The organism is Curtobacterium sp. MCBA15_004, assembly GCF_001865055.2.
Lineage (GTDB): Bacteria > Actinomycetota > Actinomycetes > Actinomycetales > Microbacteriaceae > Curtobacterium.
The window spans coordinates 1,697,742-1,714,932 of sequence record NZ_CP126266.1; the positions used below are offsets into that span (position 1 = coordinate 1,697,742).

21 protein-coding genes and 1 pseudogene are annotated in these 17,191 nt (G+C 72.9%); 17 read left to right on the forward strand and 5 right to left on the reverse strand.

The genetic code is table 11. From position 1 onward, the window contains the following. From fliS to QOL16_RS08045, 14 genes are all read left to right on the forward strand, one after another. A complete protein-coding gene (gene fliS, locus QOL16_RS07980; protein ID WP_083395081.1) occupies positions 1–474 on the forward strand; it encodes a flagellar export chaperone FliS in 474 nt (157 codons plus the stop codon). Then, complete coding sequence (locus tag QOL16_RS07985) at positions 464–784, forward strand: hypothetical protein (protein ID WP_071284939.1); 321 nt, start codon at positions 464–466, stop codon at positions 782–784. The genes fliS and QOL16_RS07985 overlap by 11 nt, the downstream gene beginning before the upstream one ends. A 165-nt stretch (positions 785–949) precedes the next feature. Beyond that, the gene (locus QOL16_RS07990) at positions 950–1,294 is read left to right on the forward strand and encodes a flagellar basal body protein (protein ID WP_065964845.1); all 345 of its coding nucleotides are present in this window, start codon (positions 950–952) and stop codon (positions 1,292–1,294) included. After that, positions 1,291–1,686: a flagellar basal body rod protein FlgC gene (locus tag QOL16_RS07995; RefSeq protein WP_065964843.1), complete on the forward strand. Its 396-nt coding sequence runs from the start codon at positions 1,291–1,293 to the stop codon at positions 1,684–1,686. The genes QOL16_RS07990 and QOL16_RS07995 overlap by 4 nt, the downstream gene beginning before the upstream one ends. Further along, positions 1,686–2,036 carry a flagellar hook-basal body complex protein FliE gene (gene fliE, locus QOL16_RS08000; protein ID WP_071284940.1) on the forward strand — a complete coding sequence of 117 codons (351 nt, stop codon included), beginning with the start codon at positions 1,686–1,688 and terminating at the stop codon, positions 2,034–2,036. Before QOL16_RS07995 ends, fliE begins: the two co-directional genes overlap by 1 nt. Beyond that, positions 2,036–3,700, forward strand: a complete 1,665-nt coding sequence (fliF, locus tag QOL16_RS08005) for a flagellar basal-body MS-ring/collar protein FliF (protein WP_071284941.1) — start codon at positions 2,036–2,038, stop codon at positions 3,698–3,700. Before fliE ends, fliF begins: the two co-directional genes overlap by 1 nt. Further along, positions 3,697–4,746 (forward strand): flagellar motor switch protein FliG, encoded by a 1,050-nt coding sequence (fliG, locus tag QOL16_RS08010; protein ID WP_083230421.1) that lies wholly within the window; start codon positions 3,697–3,699, stop codon positions 4,744–4,746. The genes fliF and fliG overlap by 4 nt, the downstream gene beginning before the upstream one ends. Beyond that, the gene (locus QOL16_RS08015) at positions 4,739–5,425 is read left to right on the forward strand and encodes a hypothetical protein (protein WP_065964839.1); all 687 of its coding nucleotides are present in this window, start codon (positions 4,739–4,741) and stop codon (positions 5,423–5,425) included. Before fliG ends, QOL16_RS08015 begins: the two co-directional genes overlap by 8 nt. After that, complete coding sequence (locus QOL16_RS08020; RefSeq protein ID WP_065964837.1) at positions 5,422–6,762, forward strand: FliI/YscN family ATPase; 1,341 nt, start codon at positions 5,422–5,424, stop codon at positions 6,760–6,762. Before QOL16_RS08015 ends, QOL16_RS08020 begins: the two co-directional genes overlap by 4 nt. Continuing rightward, positions 6,762–7,193: a flagellar FliJ family protein gene (locus QOL16_RS08025; protein ID WP_071284942.1), complete on the forward strand. Its 432-nt coding sequence runs from the start codon at positions 6,762–6,764 to the stop codon at positions 7,191–7,193. Before QOL16_RS08020 ends, QOL16_RS08025 begins: the two co-directional genes overlap by 1 nt. After that, positions 7,190–7,918, forward strand: coding sequence for a C40 family peptidase (locus QOL16_RS08030; protein WP_071284943.1), 729 nt, complete (start codon positions 7,190–7,192; stop codon positions 7,916–7,918). The genes QOL16_RS08025 and QOL16_RS08030 overlap by 4 nt, the downstream gene beginning before the upstream one ends. After that, positions 7,915–9,468, forward strand: coding sequence for a flagellar hook-length control protein FliK (locus tag QOL16_RS08035; protein WP_139266453.1), 1,554 nt, complete (start codon positions 7,915–7,917; stop codon positions 9,466–9,468). The genes QOL16_RS08030 and QOL16_RS08035 overlap by 4 nt, the downstream gene beginning before the upstream one ends. 8 nt (positions 9,469–9,476) lie before the next feature. Beyond that, the gene (locus QOL16_RS08040; protein ID WP_071246899.1) at positions 9,477–9,908 is read left to right on the forward strand and encodes a flagellar hook assembly protein FlgD; all 432 of its coding nucleotides are present in this window, start codon (positions 9,477–9,479) and stop codon (positions 9,906–9,908) included. A gap of 107 nt (positions 9,909–10,015) precedes the next feature. Beyond that, positions 10,016–11,191: a flagellar hook protein FlgE gene (locus QOL16_RS08045; RefSeq protein WP_071284945.1), complete on the forward strand. Its 1,176-nt coding sequence runs from the start codon at positions 10,016–10,018 to the stop codon at positions 11,189–11,191. Here QOL16_RS08045 and QOL16_RS08050 read toward each other — a convergent pair. Together QOL16_RS08050 and QOL16_RS08055 are read right to left on the reverse strand one after the other, a co-directional pair. After that, positions 11,188–12,186, reverse strand: coding sequence for an IS481 family transposase (locus tag QOL16_RS08050; protein WP_305411566.1), 999 nt, complete (start codon positions 12,184–12,186; stop codon positions 11,188–11,190). The two genes, QOL16_RS08045 and QOL16_RS08050, sit on opposite strands and share 4 nt — an antisense overlap. Positions 12,187–12,410: 224 nt before the next feature. Further along, positions 12,411–12,911, reverse strand: coding sequence for an RES family NAD+ phosphorylase (locus QOL16_RS08055; protein ID WP_071285377.1), 501 nt, complete (start codon positions 12,909–12,911; stop codon positions 12,411–12,413). Positions 12,912–13,044: 133 nt separating this feature from the next. Between QOL16_RS08055 and QOL16_RS08060 the strand changes: the two genes are divergently transcribed. The 3 genes from QOL16_RS08060 (at position 13,045) to QOL16_RS08070 (ending at position 14,877) form a co-directional block, all read left to right on the forward strand. After that, entirely contained in the window at positions 13,045–13,467 is a 423-nt protein-coding gene (locus QOL16_RS08060) for an NUDIX domain-containing protein (RefSeq protein ID WP_065964505.1), read from the forward strand. 224 nt (positions 13,468–13,691) lie between these two features. After that, entirely contained in the window at positions 13,692–13,907 is a 216-nt protein-coding gene (locus QOL16_RS08065) for a hypothetical protein (RefSeq protein WP_065964506.1), read from the forward strand. Between the two features lie 358 nt (positions 13,908–14,265). Continuing rightward, positions 14,266–14,877, forward strand: a complete 612-nt coding sequence (locus QOL16_RS08070) for a GrpB family protein (RefSeq protein WP_175473145.1) — start codon at positions 14,266–14,268, stop codon at positions 14,875–14,877. Between the two features lie 875 nt (positions 14,878–15,752). Here QOL16_RS08070 and QOL16_RS08075 read toward each other — a convergent pair. From QOL16_RS08075 to QOL16_RS08085, 3 genes and pseudogenes are all read right to left on the reverse strand, one after another. Beyond that, positions 15,753–15,965 (reverse strand): annotated as a pseudogene (locus QOL16_RS08075) (RbsD/FucU domain-containing protein); the annotation flags it as partial. Positions 15,966–15,978: 13 nt separating this feature from the next. After that, positions 15,979–16,173 (reverse strand): MgtC/SapB family protein, encoded by a 195-nt coding sequence (locus QOL16_RS08080; RefSeq protein ID WP_071246904.1) that lies wholly within the window; start codon positions 16,171–16,173, stop codon positions 15,979–15,981. A 190-nt stretch (positions 16,174–16,363) separates the two neighbouring features. Further along, positions 16,364–17,149, reverse strand: coding sequence for an SDR family NAD(P)-dependent oxidoreductase (locus QOL16_RS08085; RefSeq protein ID WP_065964913.1), 786 nt, complete (start codon positions 17,147–17,149; stop codon positions 16,364–16,366). Between the last annotated feature and the right edge of the window lie 42 nt (positions 17,150–17,191).

Consider the following 17,191-nt stretch of genomic DNA (forward strand, 5'->3'; position numbering starts at 1 on the left):
ATGAACGCCTTCGACCTCCAGTCCGCCGCTTTCCGCCAGGCCGCCCAGCCGCGGACGGTCACCGACCAGCGCCGCGCCCAGTACACGAACGAGGCGGTCCTGTCGGCGACGCCGGCGCAGCTCGTCACGATGCTGTACGACCGGCTGCTGCTCGACCTGCACCGTGCCGAGGCCGCACAGACCACCGCCGACTGGGACGCCGCACGTGAGCAGCTCCTGCACGCGCAGGCGATCGTCGGCGAACTGTCCTCGACGCTCCGGATCGACGTGTGGGACGGGAGCGAGGGACTGCTCGCGATCTACAACTACGCCTCGACCTCGCTCATCACCGCGAACGTGCACCGGGACGTCCAGGCGACGCGGGACTGCATCCGGATCCTCGAGCCCCTCCGCCAGTCGTGGCACGAGGCCGCCGCGGCCCTGCCCACCGCGACCCCGGTGACGTCGACCGGCGGGGCCCTCGGTGTCGCCTGACGCCACGCGCGACGGCGCGACCGGCGCGGTGACCACCGACGCCGACCACGGCGCGTGGGTCGCCGTGCTCGACGCGCTCGAACGCGACCTGACCGCGGAGGCGACCACCACGTGGACCGAGCCGACCGGGCTGGGACCGGTGCCGCGCGACCTGGTGGGGCGCGCCTCCCGGCTGCTCGCCGCGCAGCGGGACCGGATGGCGACCCTCGAGGCGGAGCGGCGGCAGACCCTGGAACACCTCGGTGCGCTGCGGGCGGTCGACGCGACGCGCGAGCCGCGCGGGTCGGTGTACCTCGACGCGTCCGCCTGACGGTCGGGCACCCCCGCACCCGACCCCCGTTCGGGGCAGCCGCTTACGCACCCCCGCCCGGGGCCGACAGACCCCCGCGAGCACGGATCGCTCACCCCTCGGCCACGGATCGGCCACAGCCACCCGTCGGCGTCCCCGGACGTCGCGCCCCACGAGGACGGCCCCGTGTTCGATTCCGTGACGAGCGTCGCGCTGCAGAGTGCCCTCGACGGCCTGTCGCTGCGCCAGCGCACCATCGCGAACAACATCGCGAACATCAACACGCCGAACTACCACGCCGAGAAGGTCCGGTTCGAGGACACCCTCGCGCAGTCGATCGTGCACGGTGACGGCCACGCCGAGGCGACCACCTCGCGCAGCCTCGAGCCGACGAACACGAACGGCAACAACGTCAACCTCGACCAGGAGACCCTCTCCAACGTCGACACGGTGCTGCGCTACCAGTTCGCCACGCAGGCGATGAACAGCGAGCTCACGAGCGTGCGCGCGGCGATGCGGACGAACTCGTGACGACCTTCGACGCGATCGGCATCGCGAGCACCGGCCTCACCGTGCACCGGAAGTGGCTCGACGCGGTCTCGGACAACATCGCGAACGCGAACACCGTGCGGTCGATGGACGACTCCGCCTTCCAGGCCCGCTACGTCGAGGTGCAGGAGGGTGCCGGCACGTCGGGCGCCTACGTCAAGGGCGCCGCGTTCGGCAGCGCCGCCGGCCGCGTGACGTACGACCCGGACAACCCGCTCGCGAACGCCGAGGGCTACGTCCGGATGCCGGACATCGACCTCGGGACGCAGATGGCGGACCTCATCATGGCCCAGCGCGGCTACCAGGCGAACGCCGCCGTCGTCGACCGGGCGAAGACCGCCTACGAGGCGGCCCTGCAGATCGGGAAGAACTGATGCCCGTCGACGCCGTGAACGGTGTGACCACCAACGCGATGACCCGCGCGTTCCCCTCGATGACCGACGTCTCCAGCGCGACCGGCGCATCCGGCGCGACTGGCACCGCGGCGACCACCGGCGCGACCGGTGACGGCTTCGGCGCGAGCATGACGAACGCCGTCGACGGCCTGCAGCAGCTGCAGGACACGTCGAAGACCCTCGCTCTCAAGGCCGTGACCGGCAACCTCGACGACATCCACGACGCCACGATCGCCGCCACCCGCGCGCAGGTCACGCTCGAGCTCGTCGCCGCCGTCCGCAACAAGGGCGTCGACGCCTTCAACGAGATCATGAGGATGCAGGCCTGATGCCCACCGCCGTCCGGAACACGCTCGGCCGCCTGGTCGCCTACGTCAAGGGCTTCTCGGCCGCGCAGCGCACCATCGCGATCATCGGCATCGCGGCCGTCGTGCTCGGGGGCATCGCCCTCGCGAGCTTCCTCGGCAAGGCGTCCTACGCGCCGCTGTTCACCGGGCTCGCCGCCGCCGACGCGAGCTCGATCACCGACCAGCTGAACACCGACGGCGTGCCGTACCAGCTCACCGACGGTGGCGCGACGATCCTCGTGCCGCAGTCGCAGGTGTACTCGGAGCGGCTCAAGGCCGCGTCGAACGGCCTGCCGTCGTCGAACGAGGGCGGCTACTCGCTGCTCGACAAGATGGGCGTGACGAGCTCCGAGTTCCAGCAGGACGTCACCTACAAGCGGGCGATCGAGGGCGAGCTCGCGAAGACGATCTCGTCGATGGACGGCGTGAAGGCCGCCACCGTGCAGCTCGCGATCCCGAAGAAGACCGTCTTCACCGCCGAGGAGAAGGACCCGACCGCCTCGGTGTTCGTGGCGACCCAGAACGGCAAGCAGCTCAGCACCGACCAGGTGCAGTCGATCGTGCACCTGACGAGCGCCGCGGTCGAGGGCATGCAGCCCACCGACGTCTCGGTCGTCGACTCGAAGGGGCAGACCCTGTCCGCCGTTGGCACCGGCGCGACCGGCAGCGGCGCGGACCAGGCCGCCGACTACGACGCGACGACGAGCAAGAAGATCCAGGACCTGCTCGACACGACCCTCGGCGCCGGGAACGCCAGCGTGGTGGTCGCCGCGACGATGAACCAGCAGTCCGGCACCCGGACGCAGGAGAGCTACACGAACCCGACGACGGGTCCGATCGCGCTGAACGAGTCGAGCACGACCGAGCAGTACGGCGCGGGCTCCGGTGCCGGCGGCGCCGGTGCGACGGGCGTCCTCGGGCCGGACAACATCGCCGTCCCGAACGGCACGGGCGCGAACGGCGACGGCGGCTACAAGAACGAGTCGGCGACGAAGAACAACGCCGTCGACCACACCACCGAGACCACGCAGATCCCGGCCGGCGGGGTCCAGCGGCAGACCATCTCGGTCGCGCTGAACTCCCGCGCCGACGCCGTGAAGAACGCCAACCTGCAGAGCATCAACGACCTCGTCGCCGCGGCGGCCGGGGTGGACAACGTCCGGGGCGACCAGGTCCGCGTCGCGATGATGGACTTCGACCGCAGTGCCGCCGACGACGCCGCGAAGGCGCTGAAGGAGCAGGAGCAGGCCGACCAGCAGGCCAGCACGTGGTCGGCGATCCGCACCGCCGGCATCGTCCTCGCCGTGATCGCGGCGGCCATCGTGCTCGCGATCGTGCTCGCACGCCGCGGCCGTCGCCAGGAGCGCGAGGCGGTGGACGTCGGCGAGCTCGACGCCTTCGCCGGGGAGACCTTCGAGCTGCCGCTGGCCCTCGACGACGCCGAGCGCACCCCGCTCGGTGCCGGGGACGCCCCGACGGTCGCCCTGCCCGCGATCCCGCACGACGACGCCCCGACCGAGGTGCTCACCACGGACGAGATCAGCGCCGAGCGCCGCCGGCAGGACATCGCCGCGCTGGCCGAGCGCGACCCGAAGCGCACCGCGGACCTCCTGCGCGGTCTCCTCGACGACCGGGCGCCGGTGTGAGCGCGCTCGTCCCGGCCCCCGCAGCCGGGGGAACGGCCGACCGCGCGCTGAGCGGCGCGCAGAAGGTCGCGCTCATCCTCATGCAGATGGAGACCGAGCGCGCCGCCGAGGTGATGAAGCAGTTCACCGAGCTCGAGGCCGAGGAGATCTCCGCCGAGATCGTCCGGATGCGCCGCGTCGACGACGCCGTGGTGGACCGCACGATGACCGAGTTCCACCGGATGACCCAGCGCGGTCGGGTGCAGAAGCGCGGCGGCAAGGACGCGGCGCTCGGGCTCCTCGAGGCCTCGTTCGGCTCCGAGCGCGCGGCGGGCGTGATGGACCGCCTGGCCTCGAACCTGGCCGGACAGTCCTTCGAGTTCCTCGACGACGCCGAGCCCGGCCAGGTCGTCTCGCTGCTCGAGGGCGAACTGCCGCAGACCATCGCCCTCGTGCTCGCCCACCTCAAGCCCGCGCAGGCGAGCGCCGTGCTCGCCGGGGTCGACGAGCGCGCCCGCACCGACGTGGCGCAGGCCTTCGCCACTATGGGCAGCGCCACGCCCGAGGCGGTCGGCATCGTCGCCGGGGTCCTCCGGCAGCGCGCCGGGGCCGTCGTGTCCCCGCGCGAGAGCATCGAGGTCGTCGGGGGCATCGCGCCCCTCGTCGACATCATCAACCGTGCCGACGTCGCGACCGAGAAGGCCGTGCTCGAGGGCCTCGAGGCGCGCGACCCCGAGCTCGCCGAGGACATCCGCTCCCGCATGCTCACCTTCGCCGACATCGTCAAGCTCGAGTCCCGCGACATCCAGCAGGTGCTGCGCGGCATCGACTCGAAGCTCCTCGCGACCGCGATGAAGGGCGCGCCCGGCCCCGTCGTCGAGACGATCCGCGCGAACGTGTCGGAGCGCAACCGCTCGCTGCTCGACGACGAGCTGCAGGCCATGGGCCCGGTCCGCGTCTCGCAGGTCGAGGAGGCCCGCGCCGAGGTCGTCCGCTCCGTGCGCGAACTCGAGGCGCAGGGCGTCATCACGGTGCACCGCGCCGAGGAGGACGAGCTCGTTGACTGACCCCGTCGTCCAGCGCATCGCGTTCCCCGCCCTCGGCGGCACCGCGACCCGCGACCGGTCCGCCGCCGCAGACGTCCGCGGCCACGCGGCCGGCTACACGGCCGGACTGCGCGCGGCGCAGGCCGACACCGACGCACTGCGCGCCCGGCTCGAGGCCGAGCACGCCGCCCGGCTCGCGGCCCTGCAGGCCGACACCGCGCGCCGGGTCCAGGTGCTCGACGCCGCGACGAACGCGCTCCTGTCGCACGTCGCACCCGTCCTCGCCGACGCCGAGGAGTCGGTCGTCGCGGCCGCGCTGGAGCTGGCCGAGGCCGTCGTCGGGGACGTGGTCCGCGCCTCCCGTCAGGAGGAGCTGGGCGCGTCCGACGCGACCCGGCAGTCCGGCCGGGAGGCGCGACCCACCACCGGCGCGGAGGCGACGGTCCGACGTGCGCTCGCCTCGGTCGACCGCACGATCGCACTGGCCATCCGCGTGAGCCCTGCCGACGCCGCCCGCGTCGCGGACCTGGACCTGCCGGTCCCGGTGGTCGGTGACCCGGCGCTGCGCGACGGCGACGCCGTCGTCGACCTGCCGCACGGTCTGCTCGACGCGCGGATCGACGCCGCGCTCGACCGGGCCCGCTCGGCGCTCGGCGCGCCGGCCCGACCGGCCGCCGCCCCGACGGAGACGTCCCGGTGACCGCGACCCTGCTGCGCCCGCGTGGCCTCGACGACGCCCTCGCCGCGGCGGCACCGCAGCGCGTCGGCACCGTGACGAGCGCGGTCGGGCTCGGCCTGACCGTCGCGGGACTCGACGCCCGGATCGGCGACGTCGTGACCGTGGGCACCGAGGGCGGCCCGCAGACCGCCGTCGAGGTCGTCGCGACCGACGCGGACGGGGTGCGCTGCATGCCCCTCGGGCGGCTCGTCGGCGTGACCGCGGGGACCCCGGCGCGACCGACCGGGCGTCCCGTGCTCGTGCCGACCGGCACCGGGCTGTTCGGCCGGGTGCTCGACGGGCTCGGGCGACCGATCGACGGCCGCGGACCGCTCGCCGCCGACGCCTGGGTGCCGCTCGACCACGCCACGCCGAACGCGATGGCCCGCACCCGGATCGACACCCCGATACAGCTCGGCGTCCGCGTGCTCGACACCCTGACCACGGTCGGCCGCGGGCAGCGCATGGGCCTGTTCGCCGGCTCCGGCGTCGGCAAGTCCTCGTTGCTGTCGATGGTCGCGCGGGGGAGCGACGCTGCCGTCAACGTCATCGCGCTCGTCGGCGAACGCGGGCGCGAGGTGCGGGAGTTCCTGGAGGACGACCTCGGACCCGAGGGCCTCGCCCGCTCGATCGTCGTCGTGTCCACCTCGGACGAGCCCGCGCTCATGCGCCTCCGGGCCGCGTTCGTCGCGACCCGGATCGCCGAGTCGTTCCGCGACGCCGGCCAGGACGTCGTGCTCATGATGGACTCCCTGACCCGCGTGGCGATGGCCCAGCGCGAGATCGGGCTGTCGGTGGGGGAGCCGCCGGCCACCCGGGGCTACCCGCCGTCGACGTTCTCGGTGCTCGCCGGGCTGCTCGAACGTGCCGGCACCGACCGTGTCGGCAGCATCACGGGTCTGTACACGGTGCTCGTTGACGGCGACGACCACAACGAGCCGATCGCCGACAGCGCCCGGAGCATCCTGGACGGCCACGTCGTGCTCGACCGGAAGCTCGCGGTCACCGGACACTTCCCGTCCGTCGACGCGCTCGGTTCGGTGTCGCGCGTCGCGTCGAAGGTCACGTCCCCCGGGCAGCGTGCCGCGGCGACGACCCTGCGCACCGTGATGGCCGCACGGCGGAACGCGCAGGACCTGCTCGACGTCGGCGCGTACCAGCGCGGCACGAACCCGCTCGTCGACGCCGCGGTGGACCACCAGGGCGCGATCGACGCGTTCCTGCAGCAGGGCATGGACGAGCGCGCGACGGCCGAGGCGTCGTGGCACGCGCTCGACCGCCTCGTCGCGACGCTCGTCCCGGCGGGAGGGGTGCGCTGATGGCCCGCCGCTTCCCCCTGGCCGGGCTCCTGCGGCTGCGGCACGCCGAGCAGGACCGCGCCGCGGCCGAGCTCGCCGCCGCGAACGACCGGGTGCGCGACGCCGCCGACGCCCGGTTCGCCGCGCGCCGCACCCTGGCCGACGCCGAGGGCTCGACGGTCGTCCGCGACGCCGCCACCCTGAGCGCGGTCGCCGCTGCCCGGGCCTCGACGCGCGGGATGCTCGAGGAGTTCGACGCCGTCGCGAAGACCCGACGCGCGGACGCCGACGCCGCCCAGACCGCGTACAACGCCGCCCGCCGGGCCGCGCTCGGACTCGAGAAGCTCGAGGACCAGCACGACCGCGAGGAGACGGCCGCCGACCTGCGCACCGAGCAGGCCGCCCTCGACGAGATCGCGGCGCGGAGCCGCACGGAAGGTGGTGCCCGATGAGCGTCGACGCCGTGCTCTCCCGCATCGACGAGATCCGGTCGCGGATCGACGCCCTGCGCGCCGACGTGGGCGCCCCGACGGGTGGCGCCGCGAGCACCGCCGGTTCCGCCGCGTCCTCCACCGCGTTCGCCGACGCCCTCGCGACCGCCACGGGCACGGCGTCCGGGACGGCGGCCGCTGCGGACGCCGGGGCGGCGTCGCCCGCGACGTCGGTCGACGCCGGGCGCGGCTCGATCGCCACCGGCAGCGGAGCAACCGGTGCCGACGTGGTCGCCGACGCGAAGAAGTACCTCGGCGTGCCGTACGTGTTCGGCGGCACGACCCGGTCGGGCATGGACTGCTCGGGACTCGTGCAGACGGTGTTCAAGGACCTCGGCGTCACGATGCCGCGCGTCGTCCCGGACCAGGCCGACATGGGCGTGCCGGTCGGCTCGCTGAAGGACGCGAAGCCCGGCGACCTGATCGTGCCGAAGGGCGAGCAGCACATCGTCATCTACCTCGGCGACGGCAAGGTGCTGCACGCGCCACGACCCGGGAAGGACGTCCGCATCGTGGACAACTGGTACAAGGACTCGGACATCGCGACCATCCGCCGCATCGTGCCGTCGGACGCCCCGGCGGCGAGCGCGGCGACCCCGGCTGCGCGCGCGGTCGGCGGTGCCGGCTCGGCGGACCTGCAGACGGCGGCCCTGCTGTCGATGATGCGCTCGGGGAGTGCGGCATGAGCCCCGTGACGACCGGCCTGCCCACCGGCGGACCCGCGGTGGGTGCCGGTCTGCTCGGGCAGCGTGCCGCACGCGGTCCGTCCGGCGTCTCCGACTCGGCCGTCCCGTTCGGGGCAGCGCTGGCCCGGGCCGGTCGCTCGGCCGAGGGACACCAGGACGGCGGGACCGGCTCGTCGTCGAAGCCGTCGTCGAAGCCGTCGTCGAAGCCGACGTCGACGACGGAGCGTACGAGCCCGGACACCGGCGCCGGGACGGACGACGGCTCGACGAGCCCCGCCACCACCACGCCGTCCGCCTCGGCCGTGACGGCACAGCCCGTGTCGGCACCGTCGGCGGCGCTGTCGGCGGCAGCGACGACGCCGACGACGGCGGGGCCCGCGGCAGGAACCGCCACCGCACCCGCTGGTCTCGGCACACCGGCCGCCGCGGTCGGTGCGTCGCCTCGCGCCGCGGCTGCCACAGCGACGGACGCATCCGCAGCGTCGGCGTCGGCGTCCGCGTCGGCGCAGCCCGCACTCCCGGTGCCCGGCATCGCGTCGACCCCGGCAACCGGTACTGCCACTGCCGGCCCGGAGTCCGCATCCGTGACGACCGCTCCGGCGCGCTCCGGTCGCCCGACCACACCGGCTGCACCGGGCCCGCACGCCGGAGCCTCCGGCACCGCCGCAGACCCCGGCGCCGTCGCGACCGGTTCGACCACCACGGGAACCCCCGCGGCCGCGGCCGCGGCCGCGGCCGCGGGAGCCTCCGCCGACGGCACCCCCGGGACACCCGCAGCCGCGACCCCCGGGACACCCGCTGCCGCGACCCCCGGCGCACCCGCCGCACCCGCCGCACCCGCCGCTCCGGCGGGCACCCCCGTCGCCGCCGCGCCGACGACTGTCCCGAGCCCGACGGCCGGCACCACGACGGCCGCGCCCGCGCCGACCGCGACCACCGCGCCCGCGCCGACCGTCGCGACCCTCCCCGCGGGCGGCACCGCCGACCAACGGACCGGCCACGGGACGGACGCGCGCTCGTCCGGCCAGGGTGATCCGGGCCTCCCGGCCGTCGCCGCCCCGCGCGGCGGCGAGACGCCGTTCGTCGTCCCCGCCACGACGGCCGCGGCGCCGGCCGCTCCGGCAGCACCCGCGCCGGCAGCGGCACCCGCGCCGCTCGCCCAGCAGCTCGTCCGCCCGCTCTTCACGCTCGCGCACGCCGGTCACGGCGAGCACGTCGTCACCGTGCAGGTGCAGCCCGACGCGCTCGGCCCGGTGACGGTCCGCGCGCTCGTCACCGCGCACGGCATGCACGTCGAGCTGTTCGCCGCCTCGGACGCGGGCCGCGAGGCGGTCCGCCAGGTCCTACCGGACCTGCGCCGCGACGCCGGCGCGGGGGTCGCGACGACCCTCGACCTGTCCTCGCAGAACCACCCCGGCTCCCGCGACGACCGGCCCGCGCCGGGCGCGGCCCGGCCCGACACCGGCCTGGAGGCGCGCCCCGCCGCCGCCACGCCGGTCACCACCCGTCCGTCCACCGTCCGCAGCGTCGGACTCGACGTCCTCGCCTAGGAGGCACCATGCCCATCGACGGCATCACCGGCACTGTCGACAAGGCCGCGCAGGCCGCGGCCCTGACCGCGAACAGCGCGACGAAGAAGTCCCAGACTATGGACTCCGAGGTGTTCATGAAGCTGCTCGTCACGCAGCTCCGGAACCAGGACCCGTCCTCGCCGATGGACACGAACCAGATGATCAGCCAGCAGACGCAGCTCGCGATGATGGAGCAGATCACCAACCAGACCACCACCGCGAACGAGGGCTTCTCGTTGCAGATGCGGATGGCCGCGGCGAACCTCGTCGGCAAGCAAGTCACCTACACCGACGCCGCGTCGGGTACGGCCGTGACCGGGACGGCGACCGCGGTGTCCTACGCGGCGAGCGTGCCGACCGTCACCGTGGGTGGGAAGGAGGTCGACCTCGACGTGATCTCCGGTATCCGGGGCGCCTGACGGGTCCGCGCCGCCCGGCGCTGGTTCGGCCCTTCTCTGCTTCGTCCCCTGCTCTTCCTCGCTCGTTCCTCGTTCTTCCCTCGCTCTTTCCTCTGAAAGGTCGCACCATGCTCCGCTCGCTCTACTCCGGGATCTCCGGCCTCCGCTCGCACCAGCAGATGCTCGACGTCACCGGCAACAACATCGCCAACGTGAACACCGTCGGCTTCAAGTCGTCGTCCACCGTCTTCCAGGACACCCTGTCGCAGATGACCCAGGGCGCCGGCGGACCGCAGACCGGCATCGGCGGCACGAACCCCGCCCAGATCGGCCTCGGCGTGCAGGTCGCCGGTGTGTCCACGAACTTCGCGCAGGGCTCGGCGCAGGCGACCGGGAAGGCCACCGACCTGATGATCTCGGGCGACGGCTTCTTCGTCACCCGCCTCGGCGGCGACACCGTCTACTCGCGTGCGGGTGCGTTCGACTTCGACGCCGACGGTCGGCTCGTGAGCGCCGACGGCAAGATCGTGCAGGGCTACCCGGCGACGAACGGCGTCGTGAACCAGGGCGGGCAGCTCGGCGACATCCGCCTCCCGCTCGAGGCCGCCGCTCCCGCCGTCAGCACCACGACCGCGGCGATGACCGGCAACCTGCCGTCGGAGACCGCGGTCAACGGGCAGCGCGTCCGTGAGTCGACCGTGTACGACGCGGCGGGCCAGAAGCACGTCCTCAAGCTCACCTTCGCGCGGTCGGACGCCGGCTGGAACGTCAGCGGCCAGATCGACGGCGGTACCGCTGTCCAGGGCGCGGTCACCTTCGACGGCAACGGCAAGCTCACCGGCGGCGGTTCGATGCAGGTCGGCGACATCGCGGTCGACCTGACCCAGCTCACCGGTTTCGCCGCGCTCGACACGTCCTCGATCTCGTCGCAGAACGGTGCCGCCGCGGGTGCGCTCCAGGGGTACTCGATCGCGAAGGACGGCACGCTCGTCGGCACGTTCTCGAACGGCGCCTCGCTCGCGATCGGCCGCATCGCCCTCGCCACGTTCGCGAACCCCGCCGGGCTCGAGAAGACCGGAGCCTCGGGCTACCGGGCGACCGCGAACTCCGGCCAGGCCACCGTCGGCGCACCGGGGGAGCCCGGCGTCGGACAGCTCGCTTCGGGCACGCTCGAGATGTCGAACGTCGACCTGTCGCAGGAGTTCACGAACCTGATCGTGGCGCAGCGTGGGTTCCAGGCGAACGCGCGCATCATCACCACCTCGGACGAGGTGCTGCAGGAGCTGACGAACCTCAAGCGCTAGCTGTAGTTCCCCGTGAGGTTGTGAACGCGATCTGATGGGGTTTGGCCGCCGAGGCCGGTGTGTGGTCGGTGGTGATTGTAGTGATGCAGCCAGTCCGCGTAAGTCGCGGTTCTGGCTGCATCACTTTCGTAGTGGCAGGCGTAGGCCCACTCGGCTGCGAGGGTCCGGTTGAACCGCTCGACCTTGCCGTTGGTCTGTGGCCGGTAGGGGCGGGTGAAGCGGTGCTTCGCCTGACCGAGCGCGGCGGCGAAGTCCCGGGACCGGTAGCAGGCGCCGTTGTCCGTCATGACCGCCTCGACCCGGATCCCAGCAGCGGCGAAGAACGTGTTCGCGCGCTCCCAAAACCCGGCAGCGGTGGTCCCGCGTTCGTCATCGAGGACCTCTGAATACGCCAATCGGGAGTGGTCATCGACGGCGTGGTGGAGGAACCTGAACCCGCGAGAACCACGCGCACCACCTCGGGCAGCACGATCGCGAGCGGACCCCGCTGATCGGTCCTGCGCAGACCCGCGGCCATGGAAACGCCACCCGCCACCGTCCGGGATACGGCCTTGTTTTTTGATGTCGACGTGGACCAGCTCACCTGGCCGGGCCTTCTCGTATCGGACCGGTATCGGCCGGCGGACGGGCAGCCCTGTTGCTTGGTCAATGTTGCGCAGTAACGGCATCCGAAACCGTGTCAGGACTCGACCGACGGTTGAGCGCGCCAGGTGCAGGTGAAACGCGATCCGGTGCGGACCCCAACGCCTTGTCACGCGCAACGCGATGATGCGGCGCTCCAGCCGTGTGGGCAGTCGTTTCGGACTGGTCAACGGTCGTGATGACCGATCTTGCATCGAGGTTCCAGCCCGGTATCGGGCCGCCCATCTGGCAGCAGTCGCGGGCGAGCACTGGAACCGTTCCGCAGCGCGACGAACGGGCCAACCATCTTCGACAATCAGCCGAGCAAGACGTTCCCTGCCGGTCGGGGTGAACGGGGCGTTAGCGTGAGTCACGAAGACCTCCGGTGCGACGTGTTGGTGTGGTAACCCACATCGTCCCGGAGGTCTTCTTCTACGTCACCCGTTCACAACGTCCCGAGGAACTACAGCTAGCGCGCGGACGGACGCCCCGGCCGCGCGCGGTGCGAGCGTCCGGGGCAGCTGCTCGCCCCGGTGCCCGATCGGCTGGCGGCGCCGTCGCCGTCGTCCGCAGATCTCGCCGGGACCGACGGGGGCCGTCAGTCCGCCGCTGCACCTCGGACGTGGACCTTGGGCGCGTCGTCCTCGTTCCACCGGAGCAACACCAGGTGCCAGAGCCCGGGGTGCTTGCGCGACGGGTCGATCAGGCCGGTCGCGCCGAGCTCGGTCAGGCGGTCACGCACGAGCCACGAAGTCGGGACACCGCCGTCGGCGACGACCTGCTGCCACGGCGCGGTCGCATCGCCGAGGTCGATGCCGGCTGCCTCGCGGGCGGACCCGTCGCGGAGGTCGATGATCCGGGAGGCCACGACGTCGACCTCGAGGACCACCGGGTCGGCCGACCGCGTTCCGGGATGGGCGATCAGCGCTGCCTCCACGCCCTCGACGGACGAGCTGAGGTACAGCGTCGGCTGGTCCGCCCGCGAGTACCGTCCCGCCGCGCGGGAGCCGGCGATCGCGGACCGGCGGAAGCGCGGGTCGACGGCCCGGTAGAACGTGCCGCGCACCTCCGGCGCGAAGAGCTGTTCGCCGTTCGTCACAGCCGGAGCATGCCACTCCTCGAGCGTTCCGGTGCACGTCTGGTCCGAGATCCTTGCTCGACGCGCTGTCGCCGGAGCCGATCTGCCGTCGAGGCGTCTCGCGGATCGCGGCCGCGCATGGTGCACTGTCGTCGTGCGTATCCGGTCGGTGGCAGTCGTCACGCTCGACGAGCGGGTGCTCGTGGTGAAACGGCGCAGGGACGGCCGGAGCTACTGCGTGCTGCCGGGAGGCGGCGTCGAAGCGGGTGAGGACCTGCGCGAGGCGTGCCGACGTGAGCTCCTCGAGGAGACCGGGCTCGACGGCGACGTGGGCGATCTGCTCGACGTCCCCGTCGACCAGCAGACACCTGCCGTGTACTTCGCGGTACGGGTGACGTCCACGGCGGTGTCGCTCGGCGGACCCGAACTGCGCCGAGCTTCGGCGCGCAACGAGTACGAGCCGAGCTGGGTCGCGGCAACGTCACTCGACGAGGAGGGGCTCGTTCCCGACGCAGCGAGACAGGCGGTGCGCATCGTGCTGGACACGGTCGAGCCGACCTCGGAGCCGTTCCGATGACCGACCGATGACCGGACGGTCAGGCCTCGTGCTGGACGCGGTCGGTCAGCGACCATCCGCCGCTGCGATGCCTCGGACCCGAGACCGTCCGCATTGGGTGCTGCTGGCAGCGTGTCGTTCGTGGGCGGGCTCTTCCAAGGCGTCGTCCTCTTCGGATGAACGCCGGCCCATCCCCGGAGCGGATCCGCTGTCGGGATGCCGTGACAGACCCGTACGCTCGCGTCATGACCAACCCGGATGAGTCGGACCGACCCGCCACGAGGACCTGGACGACGGTCTGGCGCATCCCCATCGCTGTCGGGACCGGCCTGTCGGCCCTGGTCTGCTTCTGGGCGGTGTTCGACGGCGGGACAGCCGAGCGGTGGGTCGGCACCGTCGGGCTGTTGCTCCTGATCGCCTGGGTGTTCGTCTTCCGAGCGCTCCACCGCCGGGGCTACTGACCGCGCGGCGGGGCACCGGTCGATCGGCTCCCGACACGTGGGCGCCTCAGCTCAGGGGGCCTCAGCGCGAACACCGCTGCCGCGCCGTCAGCAGATCCGCGGGCGGAACGGGACGATCGACGGCCATCCGTCGCTACGATCGTCTCGTTGTTGCTCGAGCGGTCTCGCGCCCGTGGGCACGTGTCTCCATCGCACTGGCCGCTGTGGCACTGGTGGTCTGTGTCGTGTCGATCGTCGAGGCCGGGCAGGTCGCGCCGGTGTTCTCCTGGGCCGCGCCGAGGGGGACGGAGCTCGTCCTGACGACGCTGCCCGATCGACGATCGGTTCCTGAGACCGGTCGAGGAGACATGATGTGACGGTGGCCACACATCCCCTCTGGCGCCCGATCGCCATCGGAAGCAACGCCGCCCGTCAGTCCCAGCGCGTGGCGTTCCGACAGACCGAACCCGGTCCGCCGCAGGCCTACGACCGACGGTGGGAAGCATCGTTCGCCCGTGTGCGCGACCTCGTCGCGAGCACACTCGGGTCGGACCGCACCGTCCTGCACGTCGGCTCCACCGCCGTGCCGGGGATGGTGGCCAAGCCCGTCATCGACGTCGACCTGCTCGTGCCTGACGTGCTCGACGAGCAAGCCTGGTTGCCGAAGCTCGAAGCGGTCGGGTTCCGTCTGGTCTTCCGCGACGCCATCGCGGGAGATCCGCACCGCCAGCTCACCCTCGGCGAACCCAACACCAACCTGCACGTGTGGCAGCCGGACGCAGTGGAGCCCCGACGGCACCGGCTGTTCGTGGAGTGGTTGCGGGCCCACCCCGAGGACCGAGCGACCTACGCCGAGGCGAAGGCGAGCGCAGTGCGCGCGAGCGGAGCGGTGCGGTACAACGACGCGAAGGCCGCGGTCGTCTACGACATCTACGAGCGCGCGTTCACCGCCGATCCGAACCACGCCCACGATCCTCATCCGCGGCCGTGAGCGGCTCGGTTCGACCGGTGTCCGCGGCCCGGGCTCGGTCCTCGTGCGGAGCTGGCTCTGCACATGCCGGATCCCGCTGGACGAGGACACGCGCTTCCGAGTCGAGAAGTGGGACGACTGGTTCTTCCTGTCGGACGGCCGGCGGACCGGGAACACCTCGATGCTCGCCGCCACCGGATCGTCCTTCCGCTCGTTCCCGGCCACCGGGGTGCGACGGAGCGGCGCTCTGGCGCAGCGTGACCTCCTCAACGCGTACGCCGCGCTGGACGACGTGACGGAAGCGACCGCCCGTGACCGGGCCCGGGATGCAGCGTGGCGTCTCCAGCGCGAGTGGTCGAAGCTCCGAGAGGCGGAGCGGCGGCGCACCCGGGGGCCGTCACGGCGTCCGGTCCACAGCCCCAGTCCTCCGCTCGACACGAACGGGACCGCGCCGCAGACGGTGAGGCTCGTCGGCGATCCAGCAGAGGCGCTCGCGGAGCCGAGGACGGCGGTCTCCTCGTGCCCGGCGGGCGATCGCAGCAGTACTGGGTCCGCCGACGGCTCGGACTGGAGCTCCACAGGAAGAACCGAGGCCACGAGCGCGATCACGCCGGCAGGCGGAGCGACCGTCAGCACGACCGTCTCCCGACCGATGCCGAGGCAGCAGTTGCCAACCCTGGCGTCAGGGGCGGCCCGCGAGGACCGAGAGCGGAGTGGCGGGGCCGCGGGAGGAGCCTCCCGTCCGTCCGGTGACCACCCGAGGGACGGGAGCGACCAGCAGGTCGCAGCGGTGGGACCACACGGCGCAGCGCGCCGGCACCGGCGGTCGCGGACCTGGCGTGACCGACCGAGCGGCGGGACGCCGCCGCCCGACCGCGGCCGTCGTCGCGCCGGTGTCAGAACGGGACGCCGCAGGTCAGGAGCACGTTGGCGTAGGACGTCGCCTCGCCGGTCCGGACGAACACACGCGCATCCGCGCACCGCGCCTTGAGCTCGGCGTGCGGCACGGTCGCGTGCCCCGGGAACCGGTCGCTGATCCAGTCTCCGGCAACGGTGCCGACGCTCTCGACCGCCGCGGTGCAGCTCTCGAAGACGGCGTCGCCGAGGAGCGCGTCGACGACGTTAGAAGCCGTACTTGCTCACGAGGATCATCAGCGCCGCAGCCGTCCCGACGATCGCCTGTGTGCGGAGCCCGGCACTCTTCGATCGCAGCTGCCGTTCCAGCCCGATGGACGAGGCGAGCACGAACGCGAGCAGGAGCTCACCGATCTGGGTCCAGCCCTGACCGGCGAACGGGCTCGAGAGGTCGGCGGTCACGACACGGTCCTTCCTCGGGATGCTCCATCGCGGAGCGGACGGCCACCGGACCGAGCGAGAGCACGGTTCCGGTGGAGGCTACTGCGAGCCCGCGGCCCGCGGCCGGTCCCTGTAGGACCTCGCACCGCACCGGACCCCACCGGACCGGACCCCACCGGACCGGACCGGACCGGACCCCACCGGACCGCCCCTACGCCCCGGCCCCGCCGTCCACCGGGATGCTCGCCCCCGTCACCATCGACGCGCGGTCGCTGAGCAGCCACGCGGCGACCTCCGCGACCTCCTCCGGCCGCGCCATCCTGCCGAGGGGTACCGACGCGTTGATCTGCTCGGTGATCCCCGGCGTCGCGGCCTCCCACTCCTCGATCATCTCGGTCTCGGTGCCGCCCGGGGTGATGCCGTTCACCCGGATGCCCTCGGGTGCCCAGGTCACCGCGGCCGTCTCGGTGATGCTGTTGAGCGCGCGCTTCATGGCGCCGTAGGCGGGGAGGGCCGGGTTCGCGCGGCGGCTCCCGATGCTCGAGGTGTTGACGATCGCCCCGCCGCCGGACCGCCGCATGAGGGCTGCCTCGGCGTTCATGGCGACCCAGTGCCCGCGGAAGTTGACGGCGAACTGCGTCTCGACGTCCTCGTCGCTCGTCGTGTCGAGCGGCCCCGGCTGCTGGATCGCCGCACCGTTGTTGAAGGCGCCGTCGAGTCGACCGTGCAGGGCGTCGACCCGGGCCACGGCGGCGCGGATGCTGGCGGGGTCGGCGAGGTCGAGGGCGACGGCGTCCGCGGTGCCACCGGTACTGCGGACCTCGGCGACGAGGGCCTCCAGGGCGTCGGTGCTCCGGGCGGCGAGCACGACCGCGGCACCCTCGCGGGCGAAGAGTCGTGCGGCTGCGGCACCGATGCCACGGCTGGCTCCGGTGATGAGGACGACCTTGCCGGAGAGCAGGTCGGGCGTTCGGGTGGGGGAGGTGGTGTCGGTCATGGCCCCAGCGTCGGTCCGGCGCGGCCACCCGATCCAGGTACA

Excerpts from the sequence above, each read along its gene's own strand:
- fliS (WP_083395081.1), top strand. The coding sequence starts at position 1 with ATGAACGCCTTCGACCTCCAGTCCGCCGCTTTCCGCCAGGCCGCCCAG.
- QOL16_RS08040 (WP_071246899.1), top strand. The coding sequence starts at position 9,477 with ATGCCCATCGACGGCATCACCGGCACTGTCGACAAGGCCGCGCAGGCC.
- fliE (WP_071284940.1), top strand. The coding sequence starts at position 1,686 with ATGCCCGTCGACGCCGTGAACGGTGTGACCACCAACGCGATGACCCGC.
- QOL16_RS08085 (WP_065964913.1), bottom strand. The coding sequence starts at position 17,149 with ATGACCGACACCACCTCCCCCACCCGAACGCCCGACCTGCTCTCCGGC.
- QOL16_RS08065 (WP_065964506.1), top strand. The coding sequence starts at position 13,692 with ATGACCAACCCGGATGAGTCGGACCGACCCGCCACGAGGACCTGGACG.
- QOL16_RS08030 (WP_071284943.1), top strand. The coding sequence starts at position 7,190 with ATGAGCGTCGACGCCGTGCTCTCCCGCATCGACGAGATCCGGTCGCGG.
- QOL16_RS08045 (WP_071284945.1), top strand. The coding sequence starts at position 10,016 with ATGCTCCGCTCGCTCTACTCCGGGATCTCCGGCCTCCGCTCGCACCAG.
- fliF (WP_071284941.1), top strand. The coding sequence starts at position 2,036 with ATGCCCACCGCCGTCCGGAACACGCTCGGCCGCCTGGTCGCCTACGTC.
- QOL16_RS08035 (WP_139266453.1), top strand. The coding sequence starts at position 7,915 with ATGAGCCCCGTGACGACCGGCCTGCCCACCGGCGGACCCGCGGTGGGT.
- QOL16_RS08025 (WP_071284942.1), top strand. The coding sequence starts at position 6,762 with ATGGCCCGCCGCTTCCCCCTGGCCGGGCTCCTGCGGCTGCGGCACGCC.